We start from the raw sequence: 22,611 nt of genomic DNA, 5'->3' as shown, positions 1-22,611 counted from the left end.
TAATATGAAATTCTTTATTGATACAGCAAATTTAGCACAAATTCAAGAAGCCCAAGATTTGGGCGTGTTAGACGGCGTTACCACCAATCCGTCATTAATGGCAAAAGAAGGCATCACCGGCAAAGAGGCGATACTCAAGCATTATACTAACATCTGCACGATTGTAGAGGGCGATGTTTCTGCTGAAGTAATTGCCACCGACTTCGAGGGCATCGTCCGCGAGGGCGAGGAGTTAGCCGCCCTTCATCCACAGATTGTTGTAAAAGTACCGATGATAAAAGACGGCATTAAAGCCATTAAATACTTTACTGATAAAGGCATCCGCACCAACTGCACATTGGTATTTTCTGCAGGTCAGGCGCTTTTGGCAGCCAAAGCAGGAGCTACCTATGTATCGCCTTTTATTGGCAGACTCGATGATATTTCAGCCGACGGACTCTCACTTATCGAAGAGATACGCCTGATTTACGACAACTATAATTTCGAAACCCAGATATTGGCCGCTTCAGTGCGTCATACGATGCACATTCTCGAATGCGCCAAAATAGGAGCCGATGTCATTACTGCCCCTCTTTCGGCAATCACCGGACTATTAAAACACCCTCTTACTGATAGTGGCTTAGCACAATTCCTAGCCGACGCCAAAAAATTGGGATAATTAACACAAATGAAAAAATTATTTTTAACCTCATCATTCAGTTCAGTAGCAAAATTATTTGAAGATTTTGCAGGTGAGCCCATAAAAGGAAAGAAACTAGCATTTATTCCAACAGCAAGTTTGGTAGAAAAAGTGCGTTTTTATGTCGATGATGATAGAAAAGCTTTTGAAAAATTAGGTCTTATCATAGAAGAATTAGAAGTTTCTACCGCTACTACCGAAGAAATAGCCCAAGCATTAGAGCGAAATGATTATATTTTTATCTCTGGAGGGAATACATTCTACCTAATGCAAGAACTAAAAAAGAAAGGAGCCGACAAGCTACTTATAGAAAAAATCAATAATGGAAAGTTGTACATAGGTACTTCAGCAGGTTCTATCATTGCTTCTCCTACTATTGAATTTGTTAGCGATATGGACGAAACCAAAAAAGCCCCTGAACTAACAGAATATTCGGGTTTGCATTTGGTAGAATTTTATTTTTTACCTCATTATCTGAATTTCCCTTACAAGGAAGCTTCTCAAAAAGTAGTAAATGACTATTCACAGAGAATAGATTTGCGACCTATTTCCAACAATCAAGTAATTACCGTTTTAGGTGATGAAATAAAAACACTTGAAAACCCAAACGAGCAGCAAAGAAATAGTTTTAATAATGTCTAAGCTCCCAAAACTCTATATCATAGCAGGTTGTAACGGTGCGGGAAAAACTACCGCTTCTTTTACCATTTTGCCCGAAGTACTCAACTGCAAAGAGTTTATCAATGCCGACGAAATCGCTAAGGGGCTATCGCCTTTCCAGCCCGAAAGCGTAGCTATGCAAGCCGGTAGAATAATGCTCGCTCGTATGGACGAACTATTGCAAAAAGGAGAAACTTTTGCTTTCGAAACTACTTTGGCTACTAAAAGCTATAAGCAAAAAATAGAATGGGCACAAGCAAATGGCTATGAGGTTACCCTATTGTTCTTTTGGTTGCGCAATGTAGCAATGGCAAAAGAACGTGTCGCTCAGCGCGTTGCTGAAGGAGGGCATAGCATTCCCTTAGAAACCATTGAAAGAAGGTATCATAATGGGATTGCCAATCTCTTTGCTATCTATATAGATATGGTAGATATTTGTTATATATTTGATAATTCAGAAGGGAGAAAGGAACTTATAGCTCAAAAGGAAAGGCATAAAGGTATCATAATTTATAACAACAACAAGTTTAACTTAATGAAAAATAATTATGAAAGATAAAATAACTAAGAAAGAGGGTCTAAAAGATAAACTTTTAAAAGGGTTAGATCTTGCTTATGAGCGAATGATTGTTGAAAAGCGCAAGAAACAACAGAAAATAGTAGTTTGGAAAGAAGGAAAAATCGTTACAATCACACCATAAGAATTAGTAAAGTTATCGAATTAGAATTATGACCCGAGAAGAACTCATACAATTGGGGAACCAAATCATAGAAGAAGACGATGACGATCGCCAAGAGGAACTAATGGAACGCTTCGATCGCAATGTACCTCACCCCGAGGGCAGTTCATTATTCTTCTATCCGGAAAACTACAACGCCCGCACTATGGATATTTCCTCCTACGACCCCACCGTCGAGGAAGTAGTAGACAAATGCTTGGCGTATAAAGCTATCATAATGAGCTAATAGTTGTAATTTATCAGAATCGTCCGCCCCGTTAGATTTGTCTAATAAGTCTGCCCCATTGGACTTGTTTGAAAACCATAGTACCTACAAAATAATTGACAATCTACAAATTGGCTAATTGACAAATTATTACTACCTTTGCCTCCTAAATAACTTTTCATTTTTCACTTTTCACTTATATGAACTGGATAACCGTAAAAGAATACGAAGATATTACGTATAAAAAATGCGACGGGGTGGCGCGTATCGCCTTCAACCGTCCTGAGGTGCGCAATGCATTTCGCCCTAAAACCACCTCCGAACTCCTCGATGCCTTCAAAGATGCTTACGAGGACATCAATATAGGCGCCGTATTGCTCTCTGCCGAAGGTCCTTCGCCTAAAGATGGCGTGTGGAGCTTTTGTAGTGGGGGCGACCAAAAAGCGCGTGGTCACCAAGGCTATGTGGGCGACGATGGCTATCATCGCCTCAACATCCTCGAGGTGCAACGCCTTATTCGCTTTATGCCCAAGGTGGTAATTGCCGTAGTCCCTGGTTGGGCTGTGGGGGGCGGACACTCATTGCACGTAGTCTGCGACCTTACCCTCGCCAGCAAAGAGCACGCTATCTTTAAGCAAACCGATGCCGATGTAACCAGTTTCGATGCCGGTTATGGCTCAGCTTACCTTGCCAAAATGGTGGGACAGAAGAAAGCGCGCGAAATCTTTTTCTTAGGGCGCAATTATTCCGCTCAAGAGGCTTTCGAGATGGGTATGGTAAATGCGGTTATACCTCATAACGAACTCGAAGCTACCGCTTTTGAGTGGGCGCAAGAGATAATGGCCAAATCGCCTACTTCTATCAAAATGCTGAAGTTCGCGATGAACCTCACCGATGACGGTATGGTAGGGCAACAGGTATTCGCTGGTGAAGCCACCCGCCTTGCTTATATGACCGATGAAGCCAAAGAAGGGCGCGATGCCTTCCTCCAAAAACGAAAACCTAATTTTGAAAAGAAATGGATACCGTAAAATTTACGCTAAAAGAAGATGCTCAAGGCAATAAGAACCCTATATTGCCAGAAGGGGTGAAAAACTACCTCATCGATATTGATGGCACGGTAGGCGAGGACATCCCTAATGAAGAGCCTGAACGTATGGCTACTGCTGAGGTATTCCCCGATGCGCTGGCACAAGTAAACAAATGGTATGACGACGGACACGTTATTTACTTTTTCACCTCGCGTACTGAAGAGCATCGCGAGGTTACTGAGCAGTGGCTCAAAAAGCACGGCTTCAAGTATCACGGCATCATCTTTGGCAAACCTCGCGGCGGCAATTATCATTGGATAGACAATCACATCGTAAAAGCCACCCGTTACAAAGGCAAATTCACCGATTTTATCCTCAAAGAACAAACCGTAGAAGTATTCAACGATTAGTCAATGAGCAAATTGGCAAATCGACAAACTATTTTAAAATGAAAGAAACCGTTAAAAACAAGATTAAAAAATGGTTACTTGATATAGATCGTCAAGAAAACTTACCTAATGATATTGTCGCACTGAATTTCAATATCTCAGAACCTTATGAATTAGAGCTTATAGGTTCTTCTTGGTATGATGATGAAGACCCTGATTGGGCTTGCGAAGACGATTTTGTACCCGATGACTGCTTTTTACCTTTAGATGAAATACCTGAAGAAGTTCATTGGGAACAAGTACTCTCAATGATTACTGAAATTCTTAAAGAAATAGTAGCTGAAAACAGTATTAAACTCTTTAACGTACAACATATAGCTATAGGTTTTGTAGATGGCGATTTACAAATCGTAAAATAAGCTACAACCCATACGACTCACACTAAATTTACTAATTTGCTAATTTTCAAATTAGAACAGTATGATAAAAACAATGGCAGAACTCGCAGCACAAGGCGAAACCCCCGAAGTACTCTTTTGGGTAGGCTGTGCCGGTAGTTTTGACGACAGAGCGAAACGTATTATCAAAGCCTTTGCTCACCTTTTGCAGAAAGCAGGGGTGCGCTTTGCTGTGCTTGGCACCGAAGAGAGTTGCACTGGCGACCCCGCTAAGCGCGCCGGCAATGAGTTCCTTTTTCAGATGCAGGCAATGATGAATATAGAGGTGCTCAATAGTTATCAGGTCACCAAGATAGTCACTACTTGTCCGCATTGTTTCAACACTATCAAAAACGAATATCCAGCCTTGGGCGGCAATTACGAAGTAATGCACCACACCCAGCTGCTCAAAACCCTTATCGATGAGGGACGGCTAACGGTTGAAACCGGCACTTTCAAAGGCAAACGCATCACTTTTCACGACCCCTGCTACTTGGGCAGAGCCAACAAGGTCTACAACGCACCGCGCGAACTCCTCAGCAAGTTAGAAGTCGATTTGGTAGAGATGAAAAAGTGCAAATCTCGTGCTATGTGCTGCGGTGCAGGTGGGGCACAGATGTTCAAAGAAGCTGAAAAAGGGGATAAGGAGATAAATGTACTCCGCACCGAGCAAGCCCTCGAAGTGCGCCCTGATATTATCGCTACCGCTTGTCCGTTTTGCAATACGATGATGACCGATGGAGTAAAGACAAAAGAGAAAGAAACACAAGTGAAAATATATGATATAGCCGAACTGATGGCAAATGAAAATCCTATTCTGTAGAACCTATAAATTATTATTTGAAAAAATGAAAAAGAACATTTTTTTGCTCCTTTTGGCAGCTACAACCCTGTCTTTTGCGCAGAAAACTACAGCCGTAAGAGACACTATTGCTAAGGACACGACCAAAACAAAGGTGACTGAAAAAACACCCGAACAAAAACGCGCTGAAGAGTATGCCAAACTCATCAAAAAAGGAGGCATAGAGCGCAACGGACTTTTTACTGTACGAAAAATAGAGGAAAAATGGTATTTCGAAATACCCGACACCCTCTTAAATCGCTACTTGCTGTGTGTTACCCGTCTGAAAACCGCTCCTGATAACTTCGGAATGTACGCGGGCGAAAAGGTAAACGAGCAGACCATTTACTTCGAGCAACGCACCGACAAAACCCTTTCGCTGCGCGCTTTTGTAAATGTACAACAGGCTGATAGCACCCACAATATCTATACAGCGGTAGCCAACTCGAGTGCTAACCCTATCATTGCGTCTTTCAATGTCATAGGTCGCAATCCTAAGACGAAAAGTCAGCTGATTGATGTTACTGATTTCTTCAAGCAAGATAATAACATTACCAGTTTTTCATCTAGCTTCAAGACCTCGCAGAAGTTAGGCAATGCTGCCCTCGACCGCTCGTATGTAGAAGATGTACGCCCTTATCCTATCAACGTAGAAATCAATGCGATGCGAACCTTTTCGGCATCGCCTAGCAATATACCCGCTGCCAATCGTGTAGGAGCGGTAAGCGTGGGGCTAAACGTTTCGATAGTATTACTGCCCAAAGAGCCAATGGCTAAGCGTCTTTTCGACCCTCGTGTAGGCTTTTTTGCTAGCAGATTTGTGAAGTTTGGCGATGACCAGCAACGCACCGAAACCGAAGCCTACATACACCGTTTCCGTTTAGAACCTCGCAAAGAGGATATGAAGAAATACCTAAAAGGGCAATTGGTAGAACCTAAAAAGCAAATTGTTTTCTACATAGACCCAGCCACACCTAAGCAATGGCAAAAATACCTCATCTTAGGGGTAAACGATTGGAATGTAGCTTTTGAGCAAGCAGGTTTCAAAAACGCTATTGTAGCCAAACCTTGGCCTAACGACCCTTCTATGAGTATGGAAGATGCGCGCTTCTGCGTTATCAGATATTTGCCTTCTGAAATAAGCAATGCCTATGGCCCTAACATAGCCGACCCTCGCAGTGGTGAGATTATAGAGTGCCACGTAGGTTGGTATCACAACGTGATGAAACTCCTACAAGAATGGTATATGATACAAGCCGGAGCGGTAGATAAGCGCGCACGCACTTTGCCTCTAAATGACGAACTTATGGGCGACCTTATTCGCTTTGTCTCTTCGCACGAAATAGGGCACTGCTTGGGCTTGCGCCACAATATGGGGGCAAGCTATGCCACTCCGGTAGAAAAACTCCGCGACAAGGCGTGGGTAGAAGCGCACGGTCACACCGCTTCTATTATGGACTATGCCCGATTCAACTATGTAGCACAGCCTGAAGACAACATTTCCTCTAAAGGAATTTACCCCCGTGTAGGCGATTACGACAAATGGGCGATAGAGTGGGGTTACCGCTACTATGCTGATAAGTACAAAGATGAGTATGCCGAGCAAGAAGCTCTTGCCGATATTACTACCCAGCGTGTAAAGGCGAATCCTCGTTTGTGGTTTGGTGGTGAAGGCAATAATGAAGACCCTCGTGCTCAACGCGAAGACCTGTCCGACAACGTGATGAAAGCCAACACTTATGGACTTAAAAACCTCAAATACGTAGTACAAAATCTACCTCAATGGACAAAGCAGCCTAATGATAAGTACGATTATTTATTAGGAATGCACCAAGCGGCTACCCAGCAGTACCGCCGTTATTTAAACCACGTACTTAAATACATTGGCAATAGATATGTAGGTTTTGTAGGCGATAAAGAGGTATATAAAGAAGTGCCTAAAGAGAAAGTAAAAGAGGCAGTTGCCTATATAGACCAGCATTTGTTTACCACGCCGCTTTGGTTGTACCCACAAGAGATAACCGATAAAATAGGGGTAGATGTTGATGCCAGCATATTAGGACAGCAAAACACTACTTTAGCCTATCTGTTAGCCGAAGGGGTAGTTTATCGTATTGCTAATCAGGCGTTGGTATCGCAAAACCCTTATACTGCCGACGAGTACCTAAACGATGTATTTGCTGCGGTATGGAAGCCTCTCAACGCTTCTGATGCGCGTCAAAACACTTACAGACGCGGGGCACAACGCGCTTATATAGAGCAATTAGGCAAACTCATCAATCCAGAGAATAAAACTGATAAAATAGCGCTTAACCAAGTGTCTGATGTGCGTATTTTCGCTTTGCAAAATCTCAATAAAGTAGAAAAATACCTACAACAGGCCCTACAAGGTGAAGCCGCTAATAGTATCAACCAACTGCACTACCAACAACTTTTGAAGGATATTAATAACATTAAAGACCCTAAAAAATAGTGCAAGAACCACGTGCCGACTTTTTGTTTGTACTTATCTTGGGCATCTTGTCAATGCTGACGCCTTTAGCGATAGATATGTACCTACCTGCGTTTCTCAATATAGCAAATGACTTTAGTGTATCGCAGGAGAAAATACAAACTACTTTAGCCCTTTTTACTTTCGGATTTGCCTTTGGGCAGCTCTTCTGGGGGCCTTTATCCGATAGTTATGGGCGCAAACCAATTATTCTTATTGGTATAGTAGTGTCGGCATTGGTGTCTTTAGGCATTACCCAAGTGAAGCATATAGAGCACTTCTATGCGTTGCGCTTTGTGCAGGGCTTTTTTGGAGCTTCGCCAGCCGTAGTTACAGGGGCATTGCTACGCGACCTTTTTGCTAAGAATGAGTTTGCGCGGCAGATGTCTATGATAATGATTGTTACGATGATAGCCCCTTTGTTGGCTCCGGTATTGGGTGGTTACCTAACCGACTGGTTTCATTGGCATATTATCTTTTATGTGCTAATGGCATTAGGATTGGTATGCGCTCTATTAGTCTTCTTTAAAATACCCGAAACTCTTCCGCCTGTCAGACGAACGCCTTTAAAGATAGGTAGTATTCTAAAGGTTTTTGGCAGACTGTTGAGCAATAAAAAGGTATTAGGCTATATTTTCTGCAATTCACTTTCGTACTCAGGTATGTTCTGCTTTCTTTCAGCAGGTTCTATTGTCTATACAGGGCTTTTTGGGGTAGCACCTAAGCATTTTGGTTATTTCTTTCTGCTGAATATCCTCGTGATGATGACAGCCACCTCGCTCAATGGTAAATTTGTTACTAAAATAGGCGTAGAAAAATCATTGCGATTAGGGCTCACCATACAGCTAATAGCCGGTGTATGGCTGTTAGTATGCGGTATTTTTCACTTGGGATTATGGGCTACAGTAGTAGGGGTAGCCACTTATGTGGGGCTTGTGTCGGTAGTGTCGAGTAGCGCTAATGCTGCCATATTAGATATGTACCCCGAAGTAGCCGGTACAGCCAACTCGCTTACGGGTATGTTGCGTTTTGGCATCGGCTCGGTAGTGGGTATGCTTCTTGCCCTCTTCACCATTGATACTGAGCGCCCAATGGTCTTTGCTATGGCGATTTGTATAGTAGTGGCCGTTATAAGTTACATAGGGTTGGTAAGAGGCGAGCCGCAAGCGCATAATTAGGAAAAGATTGTTTTTTACAGAGTATAACATAGTGACCCCTTTGGGCTTTGACCTCGTTAGTACTATAGACGCAGTACTACAAGGGCAATCGGGTATTGCAAAACACCCCACTATGGGCAGATGGGCAGCTATTCCCTTATCGAAGATAGACGATGAGGGAATAGCTGCTCAATTTATTACTACCCCTTTCAAAGGAGAGTTTTCGCGCTTAGAGCAATTGCTGCTTTTGGCAGTGCAGCCTCTACTACCACGCATTGCTATCAGTCCGCGTACTGCTTTTATCCTCTCTACTACCAAAGGCAATATCAACAACTTATCTACTGATGCCTCTTTGCCTTATCTCTCTACTTTAGCACATAAAATAGCAACTCAGCTGGGGGTTACCTCTCAGCCTATCGTGCTTTCTAATGCCTGTGTATCAGGAGCAATGGCGCTATCGGTAGCTGACCGATTGCTAAAGGCAGGGGCGTATGATAGTGCAATAATATTGGCAGGCGATGAGATAAGTGACTTTGTACTTTCGGGGTTTCAGTCGTTTCAGGCTATTAGTGCCAGCCCTTGCAAGCCCTACAGTCCGGATAGAGACGGCATCACTTTGGGCGAAGCTACAGCAGCAGCCTATGTAACGGGTGACCCACAAGGGGCTAAGGCGCAACTGTTGGGCAGCGCCTCTATCAATGATGCCGCCCATATATCTGCCCCCTCGCGTACGGGCGAAGGGCTTTACCAGAGCGTACAGCGCGCGCTGCAGGAAGCCCAATTGCGCCCTGAGCAAATAGAGCTTATCAACGCTCACGGCACCGGTACGCGTTATAATGACGAGATGGAGAGTCACGCATTTAGTCGTGCGCAACTGCTTGAGGTACCGCTAAATAGCTACAAAGGTTATTTTGGGCATACCTTAGGCACCGCGGGGCTTTTGGAAACTATCGTCACCATCGAGGCGGCTCGCAGAGGGGTGCTGCTAAAGAGCCTCAATTCTTCAGACAACGGTGTGCCACACCCATTGCATCTTCTAAAAGAATACCAACACCAACAACTAACGTATTTGCTTAAAACTGCCTCGGGCTTTGGCGGTAGCAATACCGCTGTAGTGATTGCTGTTGTTCGGTAATCCTTCGGCGATCGTATAGTGTGAGTGTATTGGGAGGAATGAGAAGGCTGGGAGGAATGGGAAGGCTGGGAAGAATGAGAGGGCTGGGAAGAATGAGAGGGCTGAGAGGAATGAGGGGGCTGGGAAGAATGAGAGGGCTGGGAAGAATGAGAAGGCTGGGAAGAATGAGAAGGCTGGGAAGAATGAGAGGGCTGAGAGGAATGAGGGGGCTGAGAGGAATGAGGGGGCTGGGAGCAGCGATTTTTTCAAAAAAAAGGTTTTTAAATTTTTATTAATAGAGAAAAATTTATTAACTTGCGACCATAATATTTAACCACTAAAAATATAAAACTATGAGTGCCATTCTGAAAAGAAAAGGCGATTACCATAATCTTATTGCCTATAAGAAATCTGTTGTTATTTATGATATTACTTTCTTCTTTACTCAGCATTTTTTGCAAAAAGGTGACCGTGCTATCGACCAAATGCTACAAGCCGCTCGCTCTGGTAAACAAAATATAGCTGAAGGTAACCGAGCTGCCGCTACTTCTACTGAAACTGAAATTAAACTAACTAATGTGGCTAAAGCAAGTCTTGAAGAACTACTAATTGATTATCAGGACTATCTGCGTACTCGTAACAAACTGTTATGGGACGGTTCTAATCCTCGTTATGAAAAAATGCGTGCATACGCTGCTAGTGAACTTATCTTTGACCAATATCATTCTCTTCTGCACAAATATAATGACGAAGCCCTTGCTAACCTCTGCATAACTCTCATTCATCAGACTTCTTTTTTACTTTGCCGACTGCTGGAAAAACAAGAAAAAAACTTCCTAAAAGAAGGAGGAATAAAAGAACGTATGTATCAGGCAAGACTGAACGTTAAAAATAAATGATTTTCTGGGAGGAATGGGAAGGCTGAAAGGACTGGGAGGGCTGAGAGGGCTGGGAAGATTGAGAGGAATGAGAAGGCTGAGAGGAATGGGAAGGCTGAGAGGAATGGGAAGGCTGAGAGGAATGAGAAAGCTGGGGGGAATGAGAAGGCTGGGAAGAATGGGAAGGCTGGGAAGAATGGGAAGGCTGGGAGGAATGAGAAGATTGGGAGGAATGAGAAGATTGGGAGGAATGAGAAAGCTGGGAGGGCTGAGAGGGCTGGGAAGAATGAGAGGGTAGTTTAACTGAATAAAATAAGTTAATTGTTGATTTTATTTTTTTTATTATCAGTGAGTTATGTGTTTTTTGAGCAAAAAACTTTGTGAAAAAATTGCATAATAGGCTTTTTTGTCGTAATTATGCACCCAAAATAAAGATATATTAAAAGCGTTAGCTTTTGTTCTGTTACTCGTGAAAATCTGGAAAATTTTTAAAATAACACAGAAACAAAAGGATAATGCTCCTCCTATTATAGGCGTGAGCTATCTATTTCTGTGTTATTGAGCGATTCCAGACGCTTACGGGTAACAGAGTAGAGTATTAGTTCACGCTTTTTTATGTCTACATTACAAAAAAAATAAAAAAAGCGTTAGCTTTATTCTGTTACCCGTAAAAATCTGGAAAATTTTTGTCAGTAACGCAGAATATAGGTTAGCCTGTAGAGCAAAGGAAGCGCAATAGTGTCTTCCTTTGCTATGAGCTACTATTTTTAAATTTTGCAAAGAGTAGAGCTGCTGTTCCACGCTTTTCAAGCGTTATTTCTTCACTTTGGAACAGGTGAAGGCTCTTTGCTATGGAACTTCCACAAGTAAAATCGAAACAGCGAGTTGCTGACCACGGCGAGGTGTATACTAACCCACGCGAGGTGAATGCTATGCTCGACTTGGTAAAAGAACAGAGCTTTAGCCTTAGCGCTACTTTCTTAGAACCCGCCTGCGGTAATGGCAATTTCCTTATTGAAATCTTACGCCGCAAACTCCGCACTCTCGCTGAACAGTACGGCAAGCAGCCTTTGGCGTATGATACCCATTTGCTACAGGTAGTGGGCAGTATCTATGGGATAGATATATTGTCCGACAATATAGCCGAATGCTGCGAACGGCTTTTTAGTGAACTTTTAGATACTTACGAACAAGTGCAAGGACACTCTTTAGAGAAAGCCCTTGCTGACAGTGTTCGGTTTATAATGCAAAAGAACCTTATTTGTGGTGATGCCCTTACCTACAAAACTGCCGATGGGCAGCCTATTGTTTTCTACGAATGGCTTTTTAGTGAACCTGACTTTACACAAGTAGCTTATCGCACTTTCGATTTTGAGACCACTACCACTGGCAATGTAGGTAAACAGTTGGATATGTTTGGCGCAAACAATGAACTACACGCACAGACCTCACCGTATAAACCCTATTTAGAAATTTGTCAATTTGTCAATTTGCTAATTGACATAGAATAAAAAAAATAAACAATAGTAATAACCTTTAAAATTTAAACAATATGGCAGGAGTAATAGTACATATGATTTTAGGCTTAGTTTTGATGATATTTATTTTCTCAACACAAGACTCTGAAGAGAGAAAGAAAAAACTAAAAATTAAAGCATTGGAAGATATAAAAAGCGGAAAACGTATTACAACGTTTAACATAAATAGCGCTAGGTAGAGCTCTCAGCAATGTAATAGTTTATCAATTTTGACTTGTATGACCAATTAACAATAGTATGGATGTATTAGATTGTTTAGCAAATCTGAGTAATGATGAAGTTTTTACCTCACCAGCGGTTGTAAATCGTATGCTTGATACTTTGCCAGAGGCGTTGTGGAGCGACCCTAATGCTAAGTTTTTAGACCCTTTTACTAAGAGTGGTGTATTCTTGCGTGAGATAGCCAAACGGCTGATGAAAGGTTTGGCAACGGTTATACCTGACCCTCAGGAGCGCCTTGACCATATATTGGGGCAGCAACTTTACGGCATTGCTATTACCCAACTTACGGCACTTATGGCGCGGCGTACCCTTTATTGCAGCAAAGATACTACCGAGTTAGCACACTGCCTTACCGGTATTTTTGCCCAGCAAGGTAACCCTGATGGCAATATTTATTTTGCGCCCTGTGAGCATACCTTCGTTAAGGGCAAGTGTAGCTATTGTGGTGCCACCGAAAGAGAGTTTGGCACCGAGCAACGTAGCGCCCTTGAACAACACGCCTATCTATTTATACATAACAAAAACCCTTATAAAGAAATGCAATTTGATGTAATCATCGGCAATCCACCTTACCAAATGAGCGATGGTAGTGGAGGAAGTTCTGATAGTGCAGTGCCTATCTATAACAAGTTTGTAGAACAGGCTATTATGTTGAACCCTCGCTATTTATGTATGATTATCCCTTCAAAATGGATGGTAGGAGGAAGAGGCTTAAAGAAATTCAGAGAGAATATGGTCGAAAATAAGAAAATTAAAATCTTATATGATTTTGAAAACTCTAAAGATTGCTTCCCAGGTCAAAATCTTGATGGAGGAGTCTGCTATTTTCTTTTGGATAGAGAATATAAAGGAAAAACAGACTATATTTTTAGAAGTAACGAAGGGGAAGAGATAAAATCAAAACGTTTTTTGAAAAACAACTATTTTGAATATATTATACGTAACAATAGAGTCCTTTCTATTATTGAAGAATCATCTTCCGAAGAGAGTTTTTCAAAAATAGTTTCACAAGTAAGACCATATGGTATAAGAGGTTTTTTATTCAATACACCAGAAAGGTATCCTAACTCTAACCTGAGTTTTAAACCTTTTGAAAAAGCTTTGAAGATTTATGGAGTAAAAGGAATTAAGGGAGGGGCTAAGCGTATTATTGGTTATATTTCAAGAGATATTGTAACTAATGGTTTTGATAGTATAGATAAATATAAATTATTTTTTACTACAAGTTATTCAACCAATGCAATAAATCCCCCAGAGATTATAAAAGCTCAACCTAATGAAATCTGTACAGAAACTTTTTTGTTAGTAGGTCCTTTTGACACAGAAAAAGAGCAATTAAACTGTCTTAAATATATGAACACAAAATTCTTTAAGTTTCTTCTTTATTTAGGGAAAGGTACAATGCACGTAACTAAAAGTGTATTTGGATTAATACCTTTACAAGATTTTGATGAGGAATGGACAGACGAAAAGCTATACCGCAAATACGGTCTTACAGCGGAAGAAATAGCTTATATAGAAAAAATGGTAAGACCGATGGAGTAGAATTTTTAATAAACTAAATTGAATAATATGAGAGAAAAACATCGTATATTAAAAATTCTCAATAAAGAGTATAATGATAAAAGTTATAGTGGAACTGATTACACAGAACAAGGCAAATCTTTGAGTGAACAGGATTTACATAGAAAAACAAATATCCATCTTGATAAATTGAATCTTATTCTGAGCTCTTTAAAAAGTTATGACTATATAAAGTCAACTGGACTAGTGGATGATGGAAAAAACTTAATCTATTACTATATTACAGACAAAGGTAGAGATGCATTATTAGAAAGGAGGTTTATATGGTACTTGTCCTCTTCAAAATGGGCATTTATAATATCAATCATTTCATTAATAATATCGGCTTTACAATGGATTTTTCCTCGTTAGAAAACAGTCTAACTCAGCACCTCTTAAATTAATTTTCTAATTATTATGAACATCCCTCGTATTTATGCGTATTCTGATGAGCGTTTCCCTGATTGCCTAAAGGTGGGGTATACTACCCGCACTGCTGAAGAACGCGTGCGCGAGCAAACTGAAGCCGTAAAAATGCCCCAACAAACGTGGCGTATAGAACTCGATGAGCTCGCTATTCGCAATGATGGCACCTTCTTTACCGACCACGAAATTCATCGTGGCTTACAGCGTATGGGGGTGGTGCGTGAAAAAGGCGAGTGGTTTCGCTGTAGCGTAGAACTCCTCAAAGCGTGTATTACCTATGAAAAGACGGGGCAATACAACACTGATGCGACTCGCTATCACAGCTTTGCAATGCGCCCTGAACAACAAAGAGCGGTAGCTATTACGGCTGATTTCTTTAAGAACAACCGGCCAACTGAGGGGCATATACCGCACTTCCTTTGGAATGCTAAAATGCGCTTCGGAAAAACCTTTGCTGCCTATCAGTTGGCTAAAGCGATGGGTTGGAAGCACTTGCTTGTTATCACCTTTAAGCCTGCTGTGGTAAATGCGTGGCGCGATGACCTGCTTACTCATACCGACTTTCAAGGCTGGCAGTTTGTATCGCAGTCGGAGATTGACATCTCGCGGGAGCAAATAGATAAGAAGCGCCCGTATGTGTATTTTGGTTCGTTTCAAGACCTATTGGGCAAAGACAGAGCTACGGAGGGCATTAAAGAACAAAACCAATGGATACACCAAACGCATTGGGATTGTGTGATATTTGACGAATACCACTTTGGGGCGTGGCGCGAAAAAGCACAAGACCTTTTCAATAATCCTAAAACAGAAATAGAAAAGCAACTCAAAAAAGAGTATGAAGACTACCAAGCAGAGGCTAAGACTATAGAAAACGAAGAGGGTAACGATATTAGCTTTGTAGAGGATTTTGATGAGGAAGCACTGCCCATTACGACTAACCATTATTTGTACCTCTCTGGCACCCCTTTCCGTGCGCTGCAAAACGGCGATTTTTTAGAAGACCAGATTTTTAGTTGGACATATACTGATGAGCAGCAAGCCAAAGAGCAATGGCAGGGCGATAATAACCCCTATCTGTCGCTGCCCAAAATGCAGATGATGCTCTACAAATTGCCCCAGAAGGTAGAAGAAATGGCTGAGAAAGGTGATAAAGATGAGTTTGACCTCAACGTGTTTTTTAAAGCTGAAGGCAAGGGGAAGAATGCCAAATTCAAATATGAAACAGCGGTGCAAGGTTGGTTAAGCTTTATCAAAGGGCAATTTTTAGAGGCTAATGAAAGCGACCTAAAAGCAGATATTTTTGCCCCTATGCCTTTTTCGGATGTGGAATTGCTCAGGAACTTGCAACATACTTTTTGGTTTTTGCCTAATGTGTCAGCTTGTGATGCGATGGAAAATCTGCTAAAAGCCAATGTGTTTTTCAAAAGCTATAAGATTATCAACTGCTCGGGCACTAAGGCAGGGATAGGAGAAGAGGCTTTGAGGCGTATGAAACAGCAAATGGGCGACCCTATTACATCGGAGTCGATTACGTTATCTTGTGGTAAGCTCACCACAGGGGTATCGGTGCCTGCGTGGTCGGGTATTTTTGTATTGAGAAGTCTTACCAGTCCGGAGACTTATTTTCAGTCGATTTTTAGGGTGCAGACTCCTTGGGTACTGAAGAACCCGAATAAGACTTCGCCTAACCGCGAGGAAATAGTTAAAACCCTTTGTTATGTGTTTGACTTTGCTCCTGACCGCGCGCTGAAGCAGATAGACCAATACTGCGGTCAGCTGACGATGAATAGCGAGATAAGCAGAGAGCGGGCAGTAGCTGAGTTTATACACTTTTTGCCGGTACTTTACTACGAAGGGGGACGATTAGACGCTATTAATGCACAGGATATATTAGACAAAATTATAGTGGGAACAACTGCTAACCAGCTGGTGCGCCGTTGGGAGAGCAATCTGCTGGTGAATGTAGATACCCTTACCTTAAGTCGCCTGATGAACAACGCTGAAGCGATGGCTGCTTTGGAGAGTATAGAAGATTTTCGTTCGCTGCGCGATGATATTACCACTATGATTAACAAGAGTGAGAAGATAAAGAAAGCCAAGAAAGAGGCTGCTGAAAAAGGAGAAAAGCCCGATAAGAAAATAACTGAAGAAGAAAAAGAATATAAAACGAAGCGCGGCGAAATACAGAAGAAGTTGCGCAAGCTCGCTACACGTATTCCGTACTTTATGTACCTGACTACCTATCGTGAAGAGACTTTTTACGATGTAGTGCGGCGCTTGGAACCAGAGCTTTTTAAGCGTGTGACGGGGCTTACTCAGCAACAGTTTGAGTTGCTTGCCTCGCTGGGTGTTTTCAATAAGGGATTGATGAATGATGCTGTTTATAAATTTAAACGCTATGAAGATGAAAGTTTTGTAACCCTGAGGGTATATTAAGAATACTCATACCTTTGCCTCACTAATACTGAATCATAACCCAATAATTTTTATATACTATGACTAAATTTTTACAAAAAGTTCGAGCATTTATTTCAGAAGAAGATCGACCAATGTCAAAGAAAACTTTTAGAATATACCAATGGTTATTAAGGGGTTCTTTGATAGCATGTATTCTTGTAGTTTGCTTAAAATGGGAAGAAAGAGAATTTCTCTTCAATCTCCTTTCTTTAGCAGGAGTCGTTTCGATTTTTGTTTCAGTACGAGTGTTAGAGAAACGAATGTTAGAGAAACAAAAGAAGGCATAGCGCTTTTCTAAAGACAAAAGTCAAAACCGAGAGACGAAAAACAGTGTGTTTTTCGTCTCTCTTTTTTTGTGGTTTTGGGCTTTAGTTGTAGTATGATGAGACAGGGTTGTAACACGATGCGACAACTATTTGCGAGGCTTTGCTTTTTGCCGCACCTTTGCAGCGTCAAAAACAAACAAAGAGCGCTCTTTAACTAAATGTTTCACCTAAAAATATTAAAAAAAAATGGCAAAAAGTAAAAACAACATCGTAATCGCTGGTTTGAGCGGAAGAGTTGGTAAACAACTCGTATTTAAACAAGTAAATGGTAGAACTATCGTTACTAAATTTCCTAATTATAAGGTGAGTAAGACGCCTAAACAAGAGGCTCACCACCAAAAGTTCGCTAAAGCAACTGTATATGCCAAAAATGCTTTGGAAAACCCTACTCTTAAAAAAGCATATGCCGATGAGGCTGCTAAACGACCTGGGGTAAGTGCTTACATAATGGCTATAGCTGACTATTTGAAGGCTCCAGTAATAGACCGTATCGATACTTCAGCTTATACAGGCGCTCATAATGGTGAGAAAATAGCTATAGAGGTTGCCGACGCTTCGAAAGTGATGACCGTAAAGGTAAAAATAGTTGCCGCTAACAACTCGGCTATAGAAGAAGGGGCTGCTACTCTTAGCGAAGGTAAGTGGGTGTACACTACTACGGCTATCAATGCAACACTTAGCGGTAGCAAAATACTAGTAACAGCTACTGACCGCCCTAATAACGTAGTAACTAAAGAAATAACCCTTTAAAATTAGTCAATTTGCCGATTTGTTGATTAGCAAATCGGCAAATTAACAAATCAATGATTATGGACTTACTAAAAGAACACTTTTTCTCCTTTATAGGATTATTGCTCTCGGGCTTTGCAGGTTGGCTTTTCGGCAGACCTAAGCAGCGAGTGGAACTACAGAGCAGCGAGCTGGACAACGTAGATAAGGCAATACATATCTATCGCGAAATGATAGATGACCTATCGGCTAAATACGCAAAGGCTATCGCTGACCTTAATGAGGCTAATCAGCGTATTAAAGAACTTGAAAATGCGGTTGAAACGCTTTTGTTGGCAACCAAAAACAAATAATAGTATGGAAACAATAGTACAAGATTTTAAACTTAAATACAAAGATGCTGCCTTGGCAGTTGAGGAGGCGACAGGCATTTCGCACCTCTTCATCTTAGCGCAAGCGGCCTTAGAGAGTGGCTGGGGGCAGCACGCACCGAGGAATATGTTTTTTGGAGTGAAAGCCTCGCGCAACAGTAGCGAAGCTGACCGGCAGTTATTGCTCACCACCGAGATACTCAGCACCCCGCCTGCTGTAGGGCAGTTCCCTGCTGTTATCAGTGTGCGACTTCGCCCTGACGGTAGGTATGAGTGTATTGTGAAAGATTGGTTTAGAGCTTATCCCTCTCCCGAAGCCTGTTTTGCTGACCACGCTCAGTTTTTCTTTAAACACAAGCGCTATGCTAAGGCTTTAGCGGTTAGAGCTGACCCTTATAAGTTTGCAATAGCGGTGGCGCAAGCTGGCTACGCTACCGACCCTGCTTATGCACAAAAACTTTGCCGCTTGATTAGCCGATTTGCCGATTTGCCGATTAGCTGATTTGCCAATTTGACGATGAGCCGATGAGTCTAACAGATGAAACAAAAACAAATACAATTAACTATTAGAAAAATGAAAAAGAACTCTAATATTCCGTTTGTTCTATCCTTAGTATGTGTGATAGGACTTGTAGGCTGCCGCAGCAGGCGGGTAGTCCGTACTGAACAACAATATGCCGCGCAACATTACCAAGAGCAGCGAGATAGCGTGCAGCAAATAGCGACTGCCGCACAAAGGCAAGCACATCATCAGTGGCAAGGCGCTACTTTAGAGTTTGAATGGCAGCCTCCGCGAGATACTAGCAATGCGAAAGTACGTATAAAGCTACAACAGCAGCAAGAGGCGCATCAGCAGGCAGTAACGAACACTTTAGTAGCGCAAAGAACTGACCAGAGTAGGGTAGAGGCGCACCAAGTACAGCAATATCAAAAGCAAGAGCAACGCGAGCAGCGCACTGTGCCTCATTATTGGCTCTGGGGCTTAGTGCTTGTCGGGATACTTATAATATACAAAAGGCACATCGGCAAATAATTGACAAATCAGCAAATTATTTTTTGTTTTTACAAAAAAAGTTCTACCTTTGTAGTCGCAAAAAACTTTAAATGAGCCATCGTTTATGGAAGAAGAACATCACCACCATCACCATCATCACCACCACGAGCATTCAGTAGCTGACCTTCAGCAGCTAAATCGCGCTTTCTACATAGGTATAGGGTTAAATCTACTTTATACTATTATTGAGTTTGTGGTAGGTTTTAGCGTCAATTCGTTAGCCCTTATCTCTGATGCCAGTCATAACCTAAGCGATGTAGCCAGTTTAGTTATTTCGCTTATCGGTATGAAGCTCGCCCATAAGGCCGCTACCCAATTGTATACCTATGGCTATAAAAAGGCTTCGATATTTGCCTCGCTTATCAATGCAGTGCTGCTGATGTATATAGTAGTTAAGATTTTTATTGAGGCTTTTGAACGACTTTCTTCACCGCCCGAAATGGCAGGCTCGGCTATAATGATTACCGCTTTTATAGGAGTAGTTATCAATGCTGTTTCAGCTTTCTTGTTTTACAAAGGACAACAGACCGACATCAATATAAAAGGCGCTTTTTTGCACCTGATGCTCGATGCCTTAGTGTCGGTAGGGGTGATTGTTTCAGGGGCGATTATCTACTTCACCGGTTGGAATATAGCTGACCCTATCAGCAGTTTTGTAGTGGCTATCGTGATACTCTTCTCTACTTGGGGCTTGCTGAAAGAAAGCGTAAAACTTATTTTAGACGGCGTGCCTGCCGATGTAGATGGGTCGCATATTAGAGAACAGCTCGAGGCGCACCCCTTAGTAGCAGGGGTACATCACATACACATCTGGGCACTTAGTAGTTCGCAAAACGCCCTTACGGCACATATAGTGCTGAAAGAATGTTTGCCGCTTAAGGAGGTAATGGAGCTGAAGAAAGAACTGAAGCATACCTTATTGCATCAGCATATCAGTCACGCTACGCTTGAGATTGACGCCCCTGACTGCTGTTGTGAAGATGAGAAGTGCTAAATAATAACTTTATGGATACGTACAAACAAATTTTTGAGAATAACCAGCAATGGGTAAAAAATAGGAAAGCGGCTGATGTGCATTTCTTTGAAAAATTAGCTGCTGACCAAAATCCGGACTATCTGTACATAGGCTGTTCTGACAGTAGGGTAGCCGCTGAAGAGATGATGGGGGTAGGCCCTGGCAAGGTATTCGTGCATCGCAATATAGCCAATGTAGTTAATACCCTTGATATGAGTTCGACTGCTGTGATACAGTACGCGGTAGAGCACCTGAATGTGAAGCATATAGTGGTATGTGGGCATTACGATTGTGGAGGGGTAAAGGCAGCGATGCAGGCTAAAGACTACGGACTGTTAAACCCTTGGTTGCGGACTATTCGCGATGTGTATCGCTTGCACCAGCAAGAGTTAGATGCTATCGCCGATGCAGATAAACGATACCGCCGTTTTGTGGAAATAAACGTGATAGAACAATGTTTCAACGTTACTAAAATGGCTGTAGTGCAAGAGAGTTACCTGCAATACCGCACTCCGTTGGTACACGGTTGGGTATTCGACATTCATTCGGGCGAGCTTATTGACCTAAATATTGATTTTGAAGATTTCATACAGAAGATACAGCGTATTTACGACCTTACAGGGGAAGATTGGTATAAGCACTACTAACCAATTTTTTGAATTAAGAACTAACAATTAATAATTATAAAGAAATGAGTATTACTTTTTACATTTTAGTATTTTTAGCAGTGGTATTTCTGCTTTCTACTTTTTTCACCGTACGTCAGCAGACGGCAGTATCTATTGAGCGATTTGGTAAATTTGAGAGCATTCGCCATTCGGGTTTGCAGATGAAAATACCTATTATTGATAAGATTGCGGCTCGCATCAGTCTTAAGATTCAACAGTTAGATGTGATAGTAGAAACTAAAACTTTAGACGATGTGTTTGTGAAAATAAAAGTATCGGTGCAGTTTGTGGTTATCAAAGAAAAAGTATACGATGCTATTTATAAACTTGAGTACCCACACGACCAAATTACCAGCTATGTGTTTGACGTAGTACGTGCTGAGGTGCCTAAGATGAAGCTCGATGATGTGTTTGTGAAGAAAGACGATATCGCTATAGCCGTAAAACGCGAGGTACAAGAGTCGATGGAGACTTATGGTTACGACATCATTAAAACCCTTGTGACTGATATAGACCCTGATGCACAGGTGAAAGCAGCGATGAACCGCATTAATGCTGCTGAACGCGAAAAAGTAGCGGCTCAGTACGAAGGTGATGCACAACGCATCTTGATAGTAGAAAAAGCAAAAGCAGAAGCTGAAAGCAAACGCCTACAAGGACAAGGTATTGCTGACCAGCGCCGTGAGATAGCCCGAGGACTCGTAGAAAGCGTAGATGTACTACAGAAAGTAGGGGTGAGCTCGCAAGAAGCTTCTGCGCTGATAGTCATCACTCAGCACTACGACACACTACAAGCGGTAGGACAACAAACCAACAGCAACCTTATTTTGTTGCCTAATTCGCCTGAAGCAGGTAGTGAGATGCTCAATAATATGATTACCTCATTTACGGCATCGGCACAAGTAGCTAAGCTTACTAACAACGAAGCAAATTAAGTGGTAAATAAGTAGATTAGTAAATTAGCAAATTTGTCAGTTTGCTAATTTACTAATTTTTTGTACTTTTGCACGCTGAGAAATAATAAAGATATGGCAAGAGAGATACAACCTACCCCAGTGCTTGAAGGGCAAGAAGCCCTTGATTTTTTGAATAAATTAGATAATTATAAAGATTATCTAAAAGAGAAAGGTATTGTGCTTGACCGTGAAAAGATACAAGAAAGTGCAAGATTTTTAAAATCGATATTTAAAGAAAGTAGTAAATAGATAGTTAAGAAAGAAAATGTTTAAAGATTTATCTTTTTTATTGCTTACAGAAGACCACACCATAAAACCTTTTGATTGTGAAGATGAAGATTTGAATGACTTCTTATTTAAAGAAGCTATTCTTTATCAAAAACAAATGTTGGCTACTACTTTTATTGTAGAAAACAATGAGCGTACTTTAGGTTTTTATAGTGTGCTAAGCGATAGTTTGCAGATAAGGGAGGAACTATTCCCCTCTAAAAGTCAGTATAAGAAGTTTGTGCAAAACTTAATACCTCATAGAAAAAGACATTTGAAGAATATACCCTCGCTGAAAATAGGTCGTCTGGGAATTGATAAGACCTATAAAGGGAAAGGATTAGGGAGTATTTTGCTTGAGGGTATCATAAATGAGGCTATAGAACTAAATAAGAGA

At 41.6% G+C, this 22,611-nt stretch carries 30 protein-coding genes; all 30 read left to right on the top strand.

Annotated features, from left to right (window positions below):
* Nucleotides 1-4 precede the first annotated feature (4 nt).
* On the top strand, nt 5-658 hold the full coding sequence (gene fsa, locus HMPREF9074_RS02380) for a fructose-6-phosphate aldolase (RefSeq protein WP_009391584.1): 654 nt from the start codon (nt 5-7) through the stop codon (nt 656-658).
* Nucleotides 659-667: 9 nt separating this feature from the next.
* Nucleotides 668-1,321, top strand: a complete 654-nt coding sequence (locus HMPREF9074_RS02375) for a peptidase E (RefSeq protein ID WP_009391585.1) — start codon at nt 668-670, stop codon at nt 1,319-1,321.
* On the top strand, nt 1,314-1,898 hold the full coding sequence (locus HMPREF9074_RS02370) for a zeta toxin family protein (protein WP_009391586.1): 585 nt from the start codon (nt 1,314-1,316) through the stop codon (nt 1,896-1,898). The genes HMPREF9074_RS02375 and HMPREF9074_RS02370 overlap by 8 nt, the downstream gene beginning before the upstream one ends.
* Nucleotides 1,888-2,040, top strand: coding sequence for a hypothetical protein (locus tag HMPREF9074_RS12295; RefSeq protein ID WP_009391589.1), 153 nt, complete (start codon nt 1,888-1,890; stop codon nt 2,038-2,040). Before HMPREF9074_RS02370 ends, HMPREF9074_RS12295 begins: the two co-directional genes overlap by 11 nt.
* A gap of 28 nt (nt 2,041-2,068) precedes the next feature.
* A complete protein-coding gene (locus HMPREF9074_RS02360) occupies nt 2,069-2,305 on the top strand; it encodes a bacteriocin immunity protein (protein WP_009391591.1) in 237 nt (78 codons plus the stop codon).
* A 179-nt stretch (nt 2,306-2,484) separates the two neighbouring features.
* Nucleotides 2,485-3,315, top strand: a complete 831-nt coding sequence (locus tag HMPREF9074_RS02355) for a 1,4-dihydroxy-2-naphthoyl-CoA synthase (protein WP_009391593.1) — start codon at nt 2,485-2,487, stop codon at nt 3,313-3,315.
* Entirely contained in the window at nt 3,303-3,725 is a 423-nt protein-coding gene (locus tag HMPREF9074_RS02350) for an LNS2 domain-containing protein (RefSeq protein ID WP_009391595.1), read from the top strand. The genes HMPREF9074_RS02355 and HMPREF9074_RS02350 overlap by 13 nt, the downstream gene beginning before the upstream one ends.
* Nucleotides 3,726-3,763: 38 nt before the next feature.
* Nucleotides 3,764-4,123, top strand: a complete 360-nt coding sequence (locus tag HMPREF9074_RS02345) for a cupredoxin domain-containing protein (RefSeq protein WP_009391596.1) — start codon at nt 3,764-3,766, stop codon at nt 4,121-4,123.
* A 61-nt stretch (nt 4,124-4,184) separates the two neighbouring features.
* Nucleotides 4,185-4,964, top strand: coding sequence for a (Fe-S)-binding protein (locus HMPREF9074_RS02340; RefSeq protein WP_009391598.1), 780 nt, complete (start codon nt 4,185-4,187; stop codon nt 4,962-4,964).
* A 25-nt stretch (nt 4,965-4,989) separates the two neighbouring features.
* A complete protein-coding gene (locus HMPREF9074_RS02335; protein WP_034539571.1) occupies nt 4,990-7,455 on the top strand; it encodes a zinc-dependent metalloprotease in 2,466 nt (821 codons plus the stop codon).
* Complete coding sequence (locus tag HMPREF9074_RS02330) at nt 7,455-8,651, top strand: Bcr/CflA family multidrug efflux MFS transporter (protein ID WP_009391602.1); 1,197 nt, start codon at nt 7,455-7,457, stop codon at nt 8,649-8,651. Before HMPREF9074_RS02335 ends, HMPREF9074_RS02330 begins: the two co-directional genes overlap by 1 nt.
* 7 nt (nt 8,652-8,658) lie before the next feature.
* Nucleotides 8,659-9,765 carry a beta-ketoacyl synthase N-terminal-like domain-containing protein gene (locus HMPREF9074_RS02325; protein WP_009391603.1) on the top strand — a complete coding sequence of 369 codons (1,107 nt, stop codon included), beginning with the start codon at nt 8,659-8,661 and terminating at the stop codon, nt 9,763-9,765.
* A gap of 56 nt (nt 9,766-9,821) precedes the next feature.
* On the top strand, nt 9,822-10,040 hold the full coding sequence (locus tag HMPREF9074_RS02320) for a hypothetical protein (protein ID WP_232297123.1): 219 nt from the start codon (nt 9,822-9,824) through the stop codon (nt 10,038-10,040).
* Between the two features lie 57 nt (nt 10,041-10,097).
* Nucleotides 10,098-10,643: a four helix bundle suffix domain-containing protein gene (locus HMPREF9074_RS02315; RefSeq protein WP_009391606.1), complete on the top strand. Its 546-nt coding sequence runs from the start codon at nt 10,098-10,100 to the stop codon at nt 10,641-10,643.
* A 13-nt stretch (nt 10,644-10,656) separates the two neighbouring features.
* The gene (locus HMPREF9074_RS12290; RefSeq protein ID WP_052141359.1) at nt 10,657-10,920 is read left to right on the top strand and encodes a hypothetical protein; all 264 of its coding nucleotides are present in this window, start codon (nt 10,657-10,659) and stop codon (nt 10,918-10,920) included.
* Nucleotides 10,921-11,473: 553 nt separating this feature from the next.
* A complete protein-coding gene (locus tag HMPREF9074_RS02305; protein ID WP_009391612.1) occupies nt 11,474-12,133 on the top strand; it encodes a hypothetical protein in 660 nt (219 codons plus the stop codon).
* Nucleotides 12,134-12,174: 41 nt separating this feature from the next.
* Nucleotides 12,175-12,339, top strand: coding sequence for a hypothetical protein (locus tag HMPREF9074_RS12025; RefSeq protein ID WP_009391614.1), 165 nt, complete (start codon nt 12,175-12,177; stop codon nt 12,337-12,339).
* Nucleotides 12,340-12,397: 58 nt separating this feature from the next.
* On the top strand, nt 12,398-13,927 hold the full coding sequence (locus HMPREF9074_RS02300; protein WP_009391616.1) for an Eco57I restriction-modification methylase domain-containing protein: 1,530 nt from the start codon (nt 12,398-12,400) through the stop codon (nt 13,925-13,927).
* Nucleotides 13,928-13,954: 27 nt separating this feature from the next.
* A complete protein-coding gene (locus tag HMPREF9074_RS02295) occupies nt 13,955-14,317 on the top strand; it encodes a hypothetical protein (protein WP_009391617.1) in 363 nt (120 codons plus the stop codon).
* A gap of 45 nt (nt 14,318-14,362) precedes the next feature.
* Nucleotides 14,363-16,807, top strand: a complete 2,445-nt coding sequence (locus HMPREF9074_RS02290) for a GIY-YIG nuclease family protein (protein WP_009391618.1) — start codon at nt 14,363-14,365, stop codon at nt 16,805-16,807.
* 59 nt (nt 16,808-16,866) lie between these two features.
* Nucleotides 16,867-17,115, top strand: a complete 249-nt coding sequence (locus HMPREF9074_RS02285; RefSeq protein ID WP_009391619.1) for a hypothetical protein — start codon at nt 16,867-16,869, stop codon at nt 17,113-17,115.
* A gap of 225 nt (nt 17,116-17,340) precedes the next feature.
* Nucleotides 17,341-17,904 carry a hypothetical protein gene (locus tag HMPREF9074_RS02280; RefSeq protein WP_009391620.1) on the top strand — a complete coding sequence of 188 codons (564 nt, stop codon included), beginning with the start codon at nt 17,341-17,343 and terminating at the stop codon, nt 17,902-17,904.
* Nucleotides 17,905-17,963: 59 nt separating this feature from the next.
* The gene (locus HMPREF9074_RS02275) at nt 17,964-18,236 is read left to right on the top strand and encodes a cell wall anchor protein (RefSeq protein WP_095913601.1); all 273 of its coding nucleotides are present in this window, start codon (nt 17,964-17,966) and stop codon (nt 18,234-18,236) included.
* Nucleotides 18,237-18,240: 4 nt separating this feature from the next.
* The gene (locus HMPREF9074_RS02270) at nt 18,241-18,756 is read left to right on the top strand and encodes a glycoside hydrolase family 73 protein (RefSeq protein WP_009391622.1); all 516 of its coding nucleotides are present in this window, start codon (nt 18,241-18,243) and stop codon (nt 18,754-18,756) included.
* Between the two features lie 72 nt (nt 18,757-18,828).
* Nucleotides 18,829-19,287, top strand: coding sequence for a hypothetical protein (locus tag HMPREF9074_RS02265; protein ID WP_155846665.1), 459 nt, complete (start codon nt 18,829-18,831; stop codon nt 19,285-19,287).
* A gap of 85 nt (nt 19,288-19,372) precedes the next feature.
* Nucleotides 19,373-20,302, top strand: a complete 930-nt coding sequence (locus tag HMPREF9074_RS02260; RefSeq protein WP_009391624.1) for a cation diffusion facilitator family transporter — start codon at nt 19,373-19,375, stop codon at nt 20,300-20,302.
* An 11-nt stretch (nt 20,303-20,313) separates the two neighbouring features.
* Complete coding sequence (locus tag HMPREF9074_RS02255) at nt 20,314-20,970, top strand: carbonic anhydrase (RefSeq protein ID WP_034539594.1); 657 nt, start codon at nt 20,314-20,316, stop codon at nt 20,968-20,970.
* A gap of 44 nt (nt 20,971-21,014) precedes the next feature.
* The gene (locus HMPREF9074_RS02250; protein ID WP_009391631.1) at nt 21,015-21,926 is read left to right on the top strand and encodes an SPFH domain-containing protein; all 912 of its coding nucleotides are present in this window, start codon (nt 21,015-21,017) and stop codon (nt 21,924-21,926) included.
* A 93-nt stretch (nt 21,927-22,019) separates the two neighbouring features.
* Nucleotides 22,020-22,196, top strand: a complete 177-nt coding sequence (locus tag HMPREF9074_RS12285; RefSeq protein ID WP_009391633.1) for a hypothetical protein — start codon at nt 22,020-22,022, stop codon at nt 22,194-22,196.
* A gap of 16 nt (nt 22,197-22,212) precedes the next feature.
* Nucleotides 22,213-22,611: GNAT family N-acetyltransferase (locus HMPREF9074_RS12280; protein WP_034539592.1), on the top strand; the 399-nt coding region annotated here is incomplete at its 3' end.

Origin of the sequence: Capnocytophaga sp. oral taxon 329 str. F0087, from assembly GCF_000213295.2 — a bacterium.
GTDB classification, from domain to species: domain Bacteria; phylum Bacteroidota; class Bacteroidia; order Flavobacteriales; family Flavobacteriaceae; genus Capnocytophaga; species Capnocytophaga leadbetteri_A.
The sequence above is the reverse complement of the archived record's forward strand: the minus strand, read 5'-3'. Positions and strand labels throughout refer to the sequence as shown.